The 14446-nt window shown below is 70.8% G+C and carries 11 protein-coding genes; 1 reads left to right on the forward strand and 10 read right to left on the reverse strand.

All coding sequences use genetic code 11. The annotated features are described in order from the left end of the window. The first annotated feature begins 543 nt into the window (after positions 1 to 543). Positions 544 to 1536 (forward strand): ribosome small subunit-dependent GTPase A, encoded by a 993-nt coding sequence (gene rsgA / locus WME75_RS03980; RefSeq protein ID WP_437486581.1) that lies wholly within the window; start codon positions 544 to 546, stop codon positions 1534 to 1536. Between the two features lie 167 nt (positions 1537 to 1703). Here the strand turns inward: rsgA and WME75_RS03985 are convergent, their stop codons facing one another. The 10 genes from WME75_RS03985 to WME75_RS04030 all read right to left on the reverse strand — a co-directional run bounded on the left by WME75_RS03985 (position 1704) and on the right by WME75_RS04030 (position 14266). Beyond that, complete coding sequence (locus tag WME75_RS03985; RefSeq protein WP_437486583.1) at positions 1704 to 3650, reverse strand: sigma 54-interacting transcriptional regulator; 1947 nt, start codon at positions 3648 to 3650, stop codon at positions 1704 to 1706. 232 nt (positions 3651 to 3882) lie between these two features. Next, the gene (locus WME75_RS03990) at positions 3883 to 5637 is read right to left on the reverse strand and encodes a hypothetical protein (RefSeq protein WP_437486585.1); all 1755 of its coding nucleotides are present in this window, start codon (positions 5635 to 5637) and stop codon (positions 3883 to 3885) included. Between the two features lie 221 nt (positions 5638 to 5858). Continuing rightward, the gene (locus tag WME75_RS03995) at positions 5859 to 6701 is read right to left on the reverse strand and encodes an SDR family oxidoreductase (protein ID WP_437486587.1); all 843 of its coding nucleotides are present in this window, start codon (positions 6699 to 6701) and stop codon (positions 5859 to 5861) included. Between the two features lie 89 nt (positions 6702 to 6790). Next, positions 6791 to 7939, reverse strand: coding sequence for an NAD(P)/FAD-dependent oxidoreductase (locus WME75_RS04000; protein WP_437486589.1), 1149 nt, complete (start codon positions 7937 to 7939; stop codon positions 6791 to 6793). 6 nt (positions 7940 to 7945) lie between these two features. Next, positions 7946 to 8782 carry a 3'(2'),5'-bisphosphate nucleotidase CysQ family protein gene (locus WME75_RS04005; protein WP_437486591.1) on the reverse strand — a complete coding sequence of 279 codons (837 nt, stop codon included), beginning with the start codon at positions 8780 to 8782 and terminating at the stop codon, positions 7946 to 7948. Positions 8783 to 8787: 5 nt separating this feature from the next. After that, positions 8788 to 9729: an aldo/keto reductase gene (locus WME75_RS04010; RefSeq protein ID WP_437486593.1), complete on the reverse strand. Its 942-nt coding sequence runs from the start codon at positions 9727 to 9729 to the stop codon at positions 8788 to 8790. Between the two features lie 372 nt (positions 9730 to 10101). After that, positions 10102 to 10998 carry a diiron oxygenase gene (locus WME75_RS04015; protein ID WP_437486595.1) on the reverse strand — a complete coding sequence of 299 codons (897 nt, stop codon included), beginning with the start codon at positions 10996 to 10998 and terminating at the stop codon, positions 10102 to 10104. A gap of 166 nt (positions 10999 to 11164) precedes the next feature. Continuing rightward, positions 11165 to 12061, reverse strand: coding sequence for a TauD/TfdA family dioxygenase (locus tag WME75_RS04020; protein WP_437486597.1), 897 nt, complete (start codon positions 12059 to 12061; stop codon positions 11165 to 11167). After that, positions 12049 to 13623 carry an AMP-binding protein gene (locus WME75_RS04025; protein ID WP_437486599.1) on the reverse strand — a complete coding sequence of 525 codons (1575 nt, stop codon included), beginning with the start codon at positions 13621 to 13623 and terminating at the stop codon, positions 12049 to 12051. The genes WME75_RS04020 and WME75_RS04025 overlap by 13 nt, the downstream gene beginning before the upstream one ends. After that, positions 13610 to 14266 carry a thermostable hemolysin gene (locus tag WME75_RS04030; RefSeq protein ID WP_437486601.1) on the reverse strand — a complete coding sequence of 219 codons (657 nt, stop codon included), beginning with the start codon at positions 14264 to 14266 and terminating at the stop codon, positions 13610 to 13612. Before WME75_RS04030 ends, WME75_RS04025 begins: the two co-directional genes overlap by 14 nt. Positions 14267 to 14446 lie beyond the last annotated feature (180 nt).

The following is a 14446-nucleotide window of genomic DNA, read 5'->3' on the forward strand; positions in this document are numbered from 1 at the left end:
TTTACGGAGGCGCTTGACGGCGGCGCGGCGCTGGCGGATTCTAGGTGCTGCCGCGTCGTTGTGACGTGAGCCGAACACGGAGGTTAGGTCATGAGTGGGAATACACAGCACACCCATTGCGCCGCCGCCGTCGTCTCCGCCGCGGCCAGCTGAGCTCGTCTCCACGCCTTCGCGCCGGCGCGCGCGTGCCCTGATCGGCGCGCGTCCGTCCTGCGCTGCGCGCGCCTCGCAGGGCATCCGCCCTGGTCGGGCGCGCCCTCCGGCGTGACGTCCTGATCGGTCGACGAGCTCCGCACCGCGGCGGCCCCGCGCGTGGAATGGCCGGCGCGGGCGCGCACTCGCGCGCCGCCGCGCCCTGTCCGTCGATCGCCGCGCGCCGCAGCTTGCGCCGCGCGGCCGAACGCCATGGAGCGCTCGTCCGTCATGCAAATCGACTCCGATTCTCTCGTTGATCCGTCTTCTCAGAACGAACCGCGACCCGATCTGATCGGGCTCGGATGGACTCCCTTCTTCGCGAGCCAGCTCGCCTGTCTGGAGGACGCCGTGCAGCCCGCGCGTGTCATCCTCGCCTCCGCCTCGAGGCACCACGTGCAGACCGCGGACGGCCCGCGCCTCGCGGTCATCAGCGGGCGCCTCGCGCACGAGGCCGCCGACCGCGCGGCGCTCCCCACCGTCGGCGACTGGGTGGGGCTCAGGCCCGGCGACGGCGCCGGGCCCGCGTACATCGTCCACACGTTCGCGCGGAATACGTGCCTGCGCCGCAAGGCCGCGGGGCCCACGGTGGAGGCCCAGGTGCTCGCGGCCAACGTCGACAAGGTGCTCATCGTCACGTCGCTGAACGCCGACTTCAACGTGCGCCGCCTGGAACGGTACATCGAGGCGGTCCTCGACAGCGGCGCTCGCCCGGTGCTCGTGCTCAACAAGGCAGATGTCTGCCCCGATCCGGGGCGGTTCATCGACGCCGCGCGGGAGGTCGCGCCCACCGCGCCGGTCGCGCTCGTCAGCGCCCTGTCCGGCGCCGGCCTCGACGCGCTCCGCGCCGAGATCGGGGCAGGGGAGACCCTCGCCCTGGTCGGCTCGTCCGGCGTGGGGAAGTCCGCGCTCAGCAATCGCCTGCTCGGCGCCGAGATCCAGCTCGAGGGGGAGATCCGGGCGTCAGACGAGCGCGGCCGCCACACGACCGCCCACCGGGAGCTGTTCCTGATCCCGGGCGGCGGCCTCCTCATCGACACGCCGGGTGTGCGGGAGCTCGGCCTCTGGTCCTCGGATGGGGCAGGTCCGGCAGGCTTCGACGACGTCGAGGCCCGCGCCGCCGCCTGCCGCTTCCGGGACTGCGCCCATGACGGCGAGCCGGGGTGCGCGGTGCGCCGCGCCATCGAGGACGGCGAGCTCGACCCGGAGCGCCTCGGCGCGTACCTCAAGCTCGGGGCGGAGCGACGCTACCTCGCCCGGCAGCAGGACGTGCGCGCGAGGGTCGAGGAAAAGCGGCGCTGGAAGCAGATCTCGAAGCGAATGCGCGCCAATCCGAAGCAATAGAGCGACAGAGCGACAGAGCGACTGAGCGACTGAGCGACTGAGCGACTCGTCGCCGAGCCGCGCGGAGGGGGCGAGCCCTCGCCCAGGTCGATGCGACGCGGAGCGCACGCCGCGGACGGGCCGACCCCCTCCGCTGCGGCGCCCCCGCGTCGCAGGCGCCCTCGCCGTCAGATCCCGAACTGCCGGAGCTTCTTGTGGAGCCCTTCTCGCGTGATCCCGAGCGATTTCGCTGCGTTGGTCTTGTTGTTGTTGTGCCCGCGCAGCGCTTCCAGGAGGAAGAACTTCTCGACCGCGTCCATCATCTCCTTGAGCGACCCCTTGGGCGTCCCCGCCCGCGCCACGAGCCCCTCGACCTGCCGGATCCGCGGCGTCAGCAGCTCCGGCGTCGCGAACGCCCCCGGCTCCAGCTGGATGACGAGCCGCTGCACCTCGTTCTGGAGCTCCCGGACGTTGCCCGGCCAGTCGTACGCGACCATGAGCTCCAGGGTCTGCTGGCTGAACCCGCCGCACGGCTTGCCGATCTCGTCCGCGTAGCGCTCCAGGAAGTGCGCCGCGAGCAGCTGGATGTCGTCGCGTCGCTCGCGCAGCGGCGGCAGGCGGATCGGGAACACCTTGAGCCGGTAGTAGAGATCCTCGCGGAATCGCCCCTTGGCCACCTCGTCCTCGAGGTTCCGGTTCGTCGCCGCGACGATGCGCACGTTGACGTGCTTCGGGCTCGTCGCCCCCACGGCGCGGATCTCGCCCTCCTGGAGCGCCCGGAGGAGCTTCGACTGGAGCGACAGCGGGGTCTCGGTGATCTCGTCGAGGAAGAGCGTGCCCCCGTCGGCGATCTCGAACAGGCCCTTCTTCTCCTCGGTCGCGCCCGTGAACGACCCCTTCTTGTGGCCGAAGAGCTCGCTCTCCAGGAGGCTCTCGGCCAGCGCCGCGCAGTTCTGCGCGACGAAGAGCTTGTCGCGGCGGCGGGAGCGGTAGTGCACGGCGGCGGCGATGAGCTCCTTGCCCGTGCCCGTCTCGCCCTCGATCAGCACCGTGACGCGCGTGTCGACCACCTTGTCGAGCTGGCCGATGACCTTGCGCATCGCGTCGCTGTTGCCGATGATGTCGACCGCGCCCCCGCCCCCGCCCCGGCGCTTCTCCTCGCGCCCCTTGAGGAAGCTGTTCTCCTTCTGGAGCCGCTCCTCCGCGAGCACGAGCCGCTTGATGAGCCGGGCGTTCGCCACCGCGAGCGACGCGTTCGCCGCCAGCACGAGGAGCGTCTCCAGGTCGCCCGCGTTCAGCATCCCGGGCGCGCTCCGGTTGTCGGCCTGGAGCACGCCGATGATCTCCTCGCCCTTCCAGAGCGGCACCGCCAGGGTGCTGCGGATCGAGGCGCCCATCAGCGACTCGGTCTGCCCGACCTCGATCGGGGCGTCGGCGGCGAGCACGGCCGCCCGCTCCTTGATCACCTTCCGGTACACGCTGCGCGTGATCGGCACCGGCCCCGCCGGCGGCGCCCCGCCGCCCGACGCGGAGCGGACGCGCGTCAGCACCGGGACGAACACCGCCGGCGCCGCGCCCGCCTCCTGGTCGTCGTCGCGGAGCACCACCGTGACGTGCGTCGCGCTCGGCACCAGCGCGAGCACCGCGTCGGCGATCTCGGCGAGCACCTGGTCGAGATCGTTCGCGGCGCCGATGCGCTTCTGCGCCGCGTACATGGCCGAGAGCGCGCTCGGATCGCGCTCGATCTTCGCCTGGGCAGGCTCGATCTCGTCGAGGCGCCGGATCGAGACGACCCGCGCCTCGTCGGCCTCCTCCGGGATCTTCACCACCATCCGGGTGACCGCGTCGCCCGAGCCGAGCTCGATGACGTCCCCCGTCTGGAGGGCGACCGCGCTGCGACCGGGGCCGAGCTCCAGCCGCTCGCCCCGCCGCGTCACGCTCGTCCCGTTCGTGGAGCGCAGGTCCTCGAGGATCACCCCGTCGCCGCCGTTCACGATGCGCGCGTGCGCCCCGGAGATGTGGCGATCGTCGAGCACGACCCGGTTGTCCGGCGAGCGCCCGAGCGTGATCAGCTCGCCCTGGAGCTCGAAGGTGCGCCCGGCAGCGAGACCCTGGGTTACCTCGAGCACGATCATGGTTCGTTCAGCCAGGAAGGCCCCGTGAAGAGGGCCCGGAGTAAACCGTCAAGACGGAGGAGATGCCAGGAAAAATCGGGGATCCAGGCACCCCGGCGAAACATCGCCCCGGAAAGCGCCGGAAAAAGAAAATCTGTAAATGGGTGCTGGTTGTTACGCTTGCACGCTTGCACGCCGGCGCGCTCGCCCCGTCCCGGGAGCTGGCCGCGGGACGGGGCGTGGCGCTGCGGGCTTACTGGGCGCGGGCGGTCAGGCGGTAGATGACCGTCTTGAAGGGCGCGTTGCCGGCCATCTTCTCGGCGTCCCTCGAGGCCTCGCCGTCGTCGACGATCTTCTGCAGCTTGCTCGCGACGTCGGCGTCGCCCTTCGGCGAGAGCGCGTCGATGACCGAGACCGACACGAAGCGCACGGCCGCGTTCGAGGCCTTCGGCAGCGCGTCGATGATCTGCTGCCGGACGTCGGGGGAGCCGAGGACGCCCGTCATGTAGGCGGCCTTGATCCCCGTGAACTGGGTCTCCTTGGTCTGCGCCGACGGGTCGCCGAGCTTCCCGATGTAACACTCGACCTTGGCGCCGCAGGCCCCGAGCAGCTCCTTCGCGAGCTTGATCTCCTTCTCCATCGACTTGCCGACCGTGCCGCCGCCGCTCGTGCGGGTGTTCGCGAGCCTGTCGACGTCGGCGACCTGGTCGGGCTTCATCAGCTTGAGCGCGGTCTGCAGCGACACGTCGCGGATCTGCGCGACGTCGTCCTCCTCGCCGCGCGCCTCGAGCCCGGTCTTCACGATCCACGGCACGAGGCTCGCGTCGAAGAAGTTGCTCGCCGCCTCGGCGAGCATGACCCGCGCGTTGAGGCCGGCCGGCGGCATCTCGAGGCCCGCGGGCGTCTTCTCGTAGGCCGCCTGGAAGGCGGCGAGGGTCTCCGGCGTCTTGGGCACCTTGGTGAGCTCGCGCGCGATGATGGCGCGCGGCACGTCCTCGGCCTTCGAGAGCGCGGCGAGCAGCGGCTGCACCGACTCCTGCCGGCCGATCGTCGCCAGGACGAGCGCGGCCGCCGCCACGTGGGCGGTCTCCGCCGCCTTCTTCTGCTCCGCGCTCGCCTTGTCGCCGGCGCCCTTCAGGTTCTCGACCTTCGAGTACTCGATGAGCTCCTTCTGCTCGCCCTGGAGCAGCGCGATCGCCGGCTGGATGGCGGGCTTGCCGATCTTCGTGAGCGCGAGGATCGCGGTGGTGGCGGCGTCCGCCTTGAGCGGCGACAGCACCATCTTGAGCAGCGGCACGACCGCCTTCTCGCTGCGCTGCCACCCGAGCACCTCCGCCGCCGTGATCTGCCAGAACAGCTCGTTCCGCATCGTGGCGACGTCCTTCGGATCGTTGATCGGACGCCCGAGCATCGTGATGAGCCCGTCCTCCCAGGACTTGCTGTTGATGTCGATCATCGCGTCGTGCACGTCGCGCGAGATGCTGGAGCCCTTCGCCTTGCCGTGCTGGAGCTTCGTGAAGACGCCCATGAGCGCCTCGGCGGCCTTCTCCGACTTCATCGCCCCGAGGCCGCGCACGGCCCAGCGGACGTCCTCCTCGGTCGACTCGGGCTTGTAGTCCTTGAGCGCCTTGATGAGGCAGGCGTCGCCGCGCGGGTCGCGCGTGTCGGAGATGAACTTGATGAGCTTCGAGTTCGTGCGCTCATCGAGGTCGCCGGCCACGCACCGCTGCGTCATCGGCTCGATGATCTTGTCGAGGAGCGGCTTCACGGTCGGGCCGCTCCGGTCCTTGTTGTCGCGCGTCATCGCGTCTTCGAAGAACTGGACGAGCCGGTTGACCGAGGGGGTAACCGTCGCCGGGTCGTCGAGCCGCTTGACGTGCGTCTCGGGGTCGTTCTCGTCGGCGCACCCGGCGACGATCCCTGCGGAGAGCGCCATCGACGACGCGGTGGCGGCCCCCAGGAGGAGCGAGCGAAGGAGCGGCAGGATGCTGCGTGCTGAGCGGGACATGGTGTTTCCTCCGGGACCTCGGTGATGCTGCCGGCCTGACCTCGCCGTCGCGCGGCGCGCGCTGCAGGGGAGGGGGTCAGCGGCTAGCCTTCGTTAGCCTGAGGGGACGAAAGCGGACAAAAACAGCGCGCGGCAGGGGGCGCAGCCCCCCTTGGCCACGACGTGGCGCCGCTCCGTCATGGAAACGGCGGTGCCGAAACTATTCGGGGCCAGAGATCGTGTCAACGCGAGCGCTGCGTGGACACCAGCCGGCGGATCCCCGTCGCGAACAGCCGGTCGGGGATGACACGGCGCAGCGCGACGAGCGCCCGTGCGTCCCGGCCGATGAGGGTCCGGAACGGGGGCGAGGGGGCCTCGATGAGGCGGAGGATCGCCGCCGCGACCGGGGCGGGCGGCGGGGCCTTGGCGGCGTCCTGGAGGACGAGCTGCTCGATCGTCCTGGTCATGGCCGCGTAGGGGCTTTCGGGCGAGATGTGGGCGCCGCGACGCTGGTTCTCGTAGAAAATTTCGGTCTTGAAGGTGCCGGGCTCGATGAGGCAGACGTGGACGCCGAACGGGGCGACCTCCCAGCGCAGCGCCTCGCTGAAGCCCTCGACGGCGTGCTTCGTGGCCGCGTAGATGCTCACGCCGGGGAGGCCGACGAGCCCGGAGACGCTCGAGACGTTGATGATGCGGCCGCGCCCGGCGCCGCGCATCGCCGGGAGGACGGCGCGCGTCGTGGCCATGAGGCCGAAGACGTTGGTCTCGAACTGCGCGCGGACGTCGTCGTCCGCCTGCTCCTCGAAGGCGCCGCCGACCGCGATGCCGGCGTTGTTGACGAGGGCATAGACGGGGCCGTGCTTCCGGAGGATCTCCCGGACGCGGTCGGGGGCGCTCTGCGAGGCGACGTCGAGCGGCTCGACCTCGAGCGAGGCGCCCCGCGCGGCGGCCGCGGCGAGGAGGGCGCCGGCCTTCTCGGGGCGGCGCATCGTGGCGATGACCCGATGGCCCGCGGCCGCGCACGCGACCGCGGTGGCGAGGCCGATGCCGCTCGAGGATCCGGTGACGAGGACGAGGTGACCCATGGGGAAGGGGGGCGAGTCTAGGCGAAGCGCGGGGCGGGGAGGGCGGGCGAATGGGCGCGGGCGGCGTCCTCAGCCTGCCCGCGCGAGGCTCAGCCGATGATCATCGCCTCGCTGAGGAGCCGGCCTTCCTTGAAGCGGCGGAGGTTCCAGCGATCGAACAGGGGGAGGGCGGTGCCCTCGGCGATGTGCTGGGCGATGAGCTTGCCCATGACCGGCGCGATCATGAAGCCGTGACCCATGAACCCGGAGGCCTGGTAGAAGTGCTCCACGTCGTCGACCCCGCCCACGATGGGGTTCTGATCGGGGGTGAGGTCGTAACAGCCAGCCCACTGCCGCAGCACCTTCACGCTGCCGAGGACGGGGCACGCCGTGACGAGCGCCCGCGCATACAGCGCGAGGAACTTGTGGCTCGACCCCATGTCGAGGCCCTCGGGGACGTCCTCGTTGGAGATGCCGCCCACGATCTCGCCGCGCATCGACTGGGAAAAATAGAGGCCGTTCGAGAGGTCGGCGACGAGCGGGCCGAGCCAGGGCTTGAGCGGCTCGGTCGAGCAGATCTCGTGGCGGTGCGGGCGGTTCGGCAGCTCCACCCCGAGCAGGCGCGCGATCTCCGGGCTCCACGCGCCGGCGGCGTTGACCACCCGGTGCGTCCGGATCTCGCCGCGGTCGGTGACCACGGCGTCGATCCGCGCGCCCTGCGTGCGGAAACCGAGGACGTTCGTGAAGGTGGCGATGTCGACGCCGAGCTTCCGGGCGCGCTCGGCGTATCCCCAGACGAACGGCCAGGGGAAGACGACGCCGTCGTCGGGGTTGTAGCTCGCCGCGACGACGCCGTCGGTGGAGAGCTCCGGCACGATCGCGCGCGCCTCGTTGGCGGTGAGCATCCGCGTCCCGAGGCCGCACGCGTTCTGCACGGCGACGCTCTTCTCGAGCGTCCGGCGGCCGGCCTCGCTGCGCACGAGGAAGAGGTAGCCGCCCTGCCGGAACCAGATGTTGATCTTCATCTCGCGGGCGAAATCCCGGCAGATGCGGATGCTCTCCTGCATGAGCCGGATGTTCCCCTCGCTCGAGAACTGCGCGCGGACCCCGCCGCCGTTGCGGCCGCTGGCGCCGCCGCAGAGGTAGCTCCGGTCGACGACGACGACGTCCGTGATGCCGTGGTGCCGCGCGAGGTTGTAGGCGATCGCGAGGCCCATGATCCCCGCGCCGACGACGACGATCTCCGCCTGCGCCCGCATCGCGCCTCAGCCGAGCTCCGCCCTCGCCGCGGCGACGACGGCGTCCTGGAGGACGCCGTTCGAGGCGATGATGCCGCGCGCGAGCTTGAGCCCGGGGCCGGTGTAGTCGATGGGCGCGCCGGTGAGGTCGGTGAACCGGCCGCCGGCGCCGCGGAGCACGGCCTCGGGCGCGCAGCTGTCCCAGAGCTTGGCGCCGCCGCCGCCATGCACGTAGAGGTCGACCTCGCCCGTCGCGATCCGGGCGATCTTCACGCCGACCGAGCCGCACGGGACGACCTTCGAGATGCCGAGCCGCGAGAGGAGCGGCTCGATCTCCTTCGGCCGGTGCGACCGCGAGACGATGAGCGTGGCGTCGGCCGGCGAGGCCACCGGCGAGACCTGGAGCGGGCGGCGGCTGCCGTCCCTCGCCTCCAGGAAGGCGAAGCCCCCGCCGTCGCCGGCGCGGCCGGCCAGCGCCTCGCCGGTCGTGGGCATCAGCACGACGCCGAGCGCCGCGCGGCCGGAGACCGCGAGCCCGATCATGACGGCGAACTCGCCGTTCCTGTCCGCGAACTCGCGCGTGCCGTCGAGCGGGTCGACGAAGAACACCCGCTCCCGCCCGAAGCGCGCGGCGAGCTCGTCGGCGGCCGGGACGCTCTCCTCGGCGAGGATCGCCTCGCCGGGGAACGCGGCCTCGAGCGCGCCGCAGATGAGCGCGTTCGCCTCGCGATCGGCGCGCGTCACCGGATCGCCCGGGCCCTTCATCTCCACGATGAACGGCGTCGCGTACACGTCCATCACGATTGCCGCCGCCGCGCGCGCGATGCGGACGAGCTCGTCGAGCTCCCTGTCGCTCTGGTCCATCCTGATCACCCCTCGATCCCGGCCTGATTGAGGCGCCCGGCGAGCTCCGCGAGCGCTGTGTCGCGGAGGTAGGGGGGCATGCCGGCCTCGCGGACGAGCTGGTCGAGCTGGGCGACCGAGCGGGGGCCGAGCACCGCCGACGAGACGAGGTTGTTCGCGAGCACGAAGCGGAGCGCCGCCGAGCGGAGCGAGACGACGGCGCCCGAGACAAGCGGCCGGAGCGCGTCGAGCTGGCGGAGGCGGGTCCTGAGCTCCTCGCGGGTCCACCGGTTGACGCGGTGATCGTCGGCGTAGAACTCGCGGTCGGCGCTCCACTGGCCGGCGAGCAGCCCGTGCGCGAGCACCGAGCGGGCGAGGACGGCGGCGCCGCTCTCGGAGACGTCGCCGGCGACCTCGTGGAGATCGCCGGGGTGGAAGGCGTTGTAGGCGATCTCGATGACGTCGGCCTCGTCGCGCAGCGCGGAGCGGGCGACGTCCGCAGAGCCGGCGCTCACGCCGAAGGCGCGGATCTTCCCGGCCTGCTTGAGCTCCTTCAGGAAGGCGAGGGGCTCCTTGTCGCGCATCGCAGCCACGGTGGGGTTGTGGAGCAGGACGACGTCGACCACGTCGCGGGCGAGCCGCTCCTGGGACCGCTCGAACGCGGTGCGGAGGTAGGCCGGGTCGAACCGCTTCGTCGGCGGGAGGCCGTCGAGATCGGTGCCGATCTTTGTGACCACGAAGGTCGTGCCGGCGCCCTGGAGCCGCTTGCCGAGGAGGCGCTCCATGTCGCCGCGGCCGTAGACGTCGGCCGTGTCGAAGAGGTCGATGCCGACGGCGATCGCGCGGTCGATGACGCGATCGACCTCGACCTGGGAGACCGGGCCGTAGCCGTCGCTCGAGAGGCCCCAGGTGCCTAGGGCGAGCTCCGAGACCTGCAGGGCTGTCTTGCCGAGGTGGCGTTTCCTCACGGGCGGCGATCTACACCAGCGCGGGGAGGGCGCCACGAAATAGGCAGGCGCGCGAGGAGCAGCCCCAGGAGGAGCCAGAGCGGGCCGTGGCCGGCGTCACCCGCGGCGCTGCCGGCGGCGCCGCTCGCCGCGCAGCCGTTGCCGTGCAGCCGGAGCTGCCCGCGCCCGGCGCCGCCGGCGGCGACGCCCGAGTCGGGAGCTGCCCGCGCCCGCCCCACCGCCGCTCCCGTTCGGCTCGCCGCCGCTCCCGCCCGGCCCGCCGCCGGCGCTTCCGCTGCCGGGGGGATCGTCGAGCAGGCCGCCGCCGGCGATGGCGAGCCGGCTTAGCCGTCACCCGCGGTGGGCCTCCGCGGCTCCCCTTCAGCCGTGGCTTCAGCCGTGGATGGCCTCCGTGTGGCCGAATTCCCTGATCACGCGCCGGTCCGCGTCGCTCATCCCGTCATCGACCTTGCGGACGATCTCCTCGTCGAGCACGAGGCCGCGGAACGCTCTCGCGAGCTTGAGCTGCGTCTCGTGGGCCACGTTCTGCTCCGTGTAGTCGATGTCGAACGTCGCCTTGGCGTGCTCCTCGAAGCGCCTCGCCAGCTCGGTGTTGAGCATCTCGGTGCCCTCCAGGATCTGGTGCATCCGGCGCCTCTCCTGCCGGCTCAGGGCCGGGACCACATAGTCGAACAGGAAATGGTCGAACTGGACGTGGCGCGCCTCGTCCAGGCCGTGGGCGTGCAGGAGCTGGGTGAAGAAGAACCGCTTGCCCGGATCCAGCGCCCTGAGGCGGTGCTCGAACACGGTGATCACCGACTCGCCGACGTACGCGGAACAGCAGAGCGCCGAGAGCTTCACGTACGGCGAGTCACCGCCCTGGTACAGCGCGACCCGCTGCGCGAAGAGGTTGTCGGGACACTTGAAGTCCCGGCCCGACAGCAGCCGGACATAGCGGTAAAACATGCCGGCGTGCTGGAGCTCCTCCGCGGCGAAGCAGGACAGCGCGTGGTTCAGCTCGAACCCGTCGCCGAGGGGCGTCGCGTCCGCCTGGATCTCCGCCATGACGTAGGTCATCACCGCCGAGACGTGACGCTCTATCTCGGCGAGCTGCGCGAGCTCCTTGACCAGGTAGGCGACCGCCCCCGAGCGGCGCCCCGGCGCGCCGAACGCCACGCGCGAGATGAAGTCGAGCTCCTCCGGGGGCATCCGCTCGGGCCAGCCAAGGCCGTTCGGGTGCATCGTCCGCAGGTGAGCCTGCCGGTTGATGTCGTGCAGCTCGGAGCGCATGCCCCTCACCCCTCTCCTCGAAGCGTCTCTCGCACGACGTCTCGGCCCCCGCCCAGGGCGCCGCGGTTCATCCCCTTGAATTCCACGAGCTCCTCCTTCATCGAATCGTTGTTTGCCCGTCTTCCATGGATCGTTGCGGTGATCGCATCGGCACCTCGTTCGCACCTCATCTGATGAAGCTCAGGGCGTTGTAGATGGTGCGGCGAGGGTCGAGGATCGCGCGGCGACCGTGCATCACCCGGGTGTTGTCGACGAGCAGCACGTCGCCGTTCTGCCACGCGATATCCAGGGTCATCGCCTCCGTCACCCTGACCACCTCGCTCAGGAGCGACGGGGGGATCTCCTCGCGATCGGCGAACGTGATCCTCGGCTTCTCGTAATTATGAGACGGGCCCAGGAGGCTGTTCGCGAAGGCGATGCGGCCCGAGAACAACGTCTTCCTGGCGGCCGGCACCTGGAACTCGTAGTAAATCGACCCGCCGGCGCTGGCGCGGATCACCGTGCCGGGCCGGCCGTCGGCGAGCGAGAGCAGGTCTTCGAGGGTGATGTCCTCGATCTCCTTCTTCCCTTGCAGCGAGTGGTAGACGAAGCCCTTCCACTTCGCGGCCTCGACGTGGCGGCTGTACACGATGTCCCTGTCCAGAAACGCCCGCTGCGCCGCCGGCGTGAGCGCGTCCCACACCCTGTAGCCGTCGCACACCGTCGTCTCCGAGCCGACCGCGGCCGCGCGCTCGCAGAAGAACCAGCAGAGGTGCGGCATGAACGGGCTGTTGCCGTTCTCGCAGTGGAGCCCGATGGCATCGAGCCCGGCGTCGACCTTCTGCGCCACCCCGCCGTGGAGCGACCGGGCCGGGTCGAGCGTGATCCGATCGCTCATGCGCCACACGAGCCGCGAGAACTCGCTCAGGCTCGCGGCGAAGCCACGCAGCAGGAGGAAGCCGGCGTCCGCCAGCGTCTCCATCACAGAGGACCTGTCGAGGACGTCGAGCGGCGTGCCGGGCTGCACGGTGATGAGCGCGCCGCCGCCGTGATCATCGCTGACCTTCGTCGTCAAACCGGACATGATGTCTCCCTGATGCCGAGCGCCAGCGAAAGCCGCTTCCAGAGCTCGGCGCGAATGGGCCGGCCGGTGATGGTGAAGCACTGCCGGTAAAGCTCGGGCGTGCTCTGCAGGACGACGATCTCGGCGGCCCGCTCCACCTCCGACAGGTGCCGCCGGCCGAAGTCGTCGATCGCGGCCCGCGCCGCGTCCGGATCCGTGCGCTCTTCCACGATGAAGAGGCCGTGTATCTTCTCGAGGCGATCGCCGAAGATGACGGCCTCTTCCACGCAATCGAGCGACTTGTACATCGCCTCGACCCACGCCGGTGAGACGTTCCTGCCGCTGGCCGTGATGATCAGGTTCTTCTTCCGGCCGGTGATGCGGACGAAGCCGTCGCCGTCGATCTCGGCGAGGTCGCCGGTGTGCAGCCAGCCCTCCGCGTCGATGACGCAGCTCGAGGGGTCGGCCGAGGTGTAGCCGGCGAACAGGGAGGTGCTCCTGACGAGCAGCTCGCCGTCCGCGCCGAGCTTCACCTCCACATGATCGAGCGGCCGGCCCACCGTCCCGATCCTGGCGCTCCCGGGGACGTTCCACGTCACCACGGAGGAGTTCTCGCTCAGCCCGTAGCCCTCGTAGACGGGGATCTTGCGCCGGGCGAGCCGAGAGAGCACGTCCGGCGCGACGGGGGCACCGCCGCAGCCGAGGAACGCCGGCTCGTCGCGGCCGAAGAGCTGTTGAAACAGGGCCTCTCCGCTCTCGCCGCTGGCCTGGCAGGAGCGGTCGATCGCCTCCACCATGGCCGGCGGGAGGGTCATGGCCGAGGGGCGCGCGAGCCGGAGGTACGGCAAGATCGCCTTCGCCGTCGTCCCCGGGGTGCCGAGGAGCAGCGATGGCGGCGACAGGAGCACCAGCGTGCCGCCGTCGCTCAGCGTCATGTAGATCCCGGTGACCTGCTCGATGAGCAGGCTCAGGGGCACGATGGACAGATAACGCGCGTACGTGCCCGGTCGCACGTTGCGGCGAAGGGAATTGACGAGCTCGGCCACGCCAAGAGCCCGGATCTTCACGCCCTTCGGCGCGCTCGTGGTGCCCGAGGTATGGATGATCTTGCAGAGGAAATCCTCGCCCTGACGGGGCATGAGGTCCCTCGAACCGCCGCGCCGGATCAGCGCGTCGACGTCGACAGGAAGGCACCTCGGGGCCACGACGCCGGCCTCGGCCCACGCGCGGAGCTTGAGCTGCCCCGGCCCGTCGACAAGGCAGATGTCGACGTGCTCCAGCAGGTGCCTGGCCTGCTCCGCCGAGAACGCGAGCGGGATCGGCACCTCGACGGCCCCGCCGAGAAAGAGCGCCAGATCGGCCGCGACCCACTCCGGCGAATTGGCCATGACCAGCCCGACCCGCAGGCTGCCTCCGGCCGTCTCCTGCAGGTCGATGAGCAGGCCTCGCAGCGCGGAGACCGCGTCGAGCATCTCACGCCAGCGATAGCTGCGTCTGGCGCCGGGCGCGGCGTCCAGCACCTCGATCATGACGGCATCAGGCCGCGCTTCGCCCCTGGCGACGATGTCCTCAAGGAGCCTCATGGTAGCGCTCCGCTCGCCTGTGCTCTTCCAGGTCGAGATCGAGGGCCGTGAACCGGTAGCGGCCCGTGCTCCGGGCGAACATCTCGGCGATCGCCTCGAGCCTGATGTAGCCAGTCTGCGGCCCCTGGTCGTAGTAGCTGCCCCACCTGTCCTGCTCTCCGGCGCCGAGCCGGGCGGCGTCCGCGCCCCGGATGGGCTGGAAGTTGAGGCCGACGGCGTCGAAGATGAGCTTCAGGCTCGAGGTGATCGTGCAGAGGATATACCTCTTACCAAGGCACCAGGCGAGGATCGGCACGGCGCGGATCAGCTCGGTCCCGGCGCGGCGCTCGACGGACGCGAGCGACCCGACCTCCACGACCGCATCGCGGTCCGCCGGTCGCCGCTCCATCCCGGAGATGATCTGCTCGATCGGCTCATCGAGGTACTGTTCGGAGAACAAGCGGGCGCCGGAGCTGAAGGTCATTCCCGCGCAGGCGACCACCTTCGAGGCGCCAGCGCCGAGGCCGTGGTCCGCGGTGCAGACGACGAAGCAATCGGGGCTGGGCATCACCTCGGCGCCGAACGAGCGCCGGTACTTCTGACGAACCAGGGCGACGGCCTGGCTCCAGTCGTCGCTCGAGCCAAACGAGACTTTGATACGCATGAAGAACATCCTTTCGATGCAATGAAACCTACAGGGCGACACGAACGCCGCGACCGAGTGCAACGCGCGGTCCATCTGGCGGCCATCGCGCCTCTCCCCGCGCAGGCCGCGCTCACGCGGTTCACGCGGCGGGCGGGGCCATCGGCGTGCTTCAGGCGAACGTTTGCGCGACCGCGCAAC

Source organism: Sorangium sp. So ce1014 (genome assembly GCF_051521505.1).
Classification (GTDB): Bacteria; Myxococcota_A; Polyangia; order Polyangiales; family Polyangiaceae; genus Sorangium.

Coding starts and splice junctions, on each gene's coding strand:
- WME75_RS03985 (WP_437486583.1), bottom strand. CDS start 3,650: ATGATCGTGCTCGAGGTAACCCAGGGTCTCGCTGCCGGGCGCACCTTC.
- WME75_RS03990 (WP_437486585.1), bottom strand. CDS start 5,637: ATGTCCCGCTCAGCACGCAGCATCCTGCCGCTCCTTCGCTCGCTCCTC.
- WME75_RS03995 (WP_437486587.1), bottom strand. CDS start 6,701: ATGGGTCACCTCGTCCTCGTCACCGGATCCTCGAGCGGCATCGGCCTC.
- WME75_RS04000 (WP_437486589.1), bottom strand. CDS start 7,939: ATGCGGGCGCAGGCGGAGATCGTCGTCGTCGGCGCGGGGATCATGGGC.
- WME75_RS04005 (WP_437486591.1), bottom strand. CDS start 8,782: ATGGACCAGAGCGACAGGGAGCTCGACGAGCTCGTCCGCATCGCGCGC.
- WME75_RS04015 (WP_437486595.1), bottom strand. CDS start 10,998: ATGCGCTCCGAGCTGCACGACATCAACCGGCAGGCTCACCTGCGGACG.
- WME75_RS04020 (WP_437486597.1), bottom strand. CDS start 12,061: ATGTCCGGTTTGACGACGAAGGTCAGCGATGATCACGGCGGCGGCGCG.
- WME75_RS04025 (WP_437486599.1), bottom strand. CDS start 13,623: ATGAGGCTCCTTGAGGACATCGTCGCCAGGGGCGAAGCGCGGCCTGAT.
- WME75_RS04030 (WP_437486601.1), bottom strand. CDS start 14,266: ATGCGTATCAAAGTCTCGTTTGGCTCGAGCGACGACTGGAGCCAGGCC.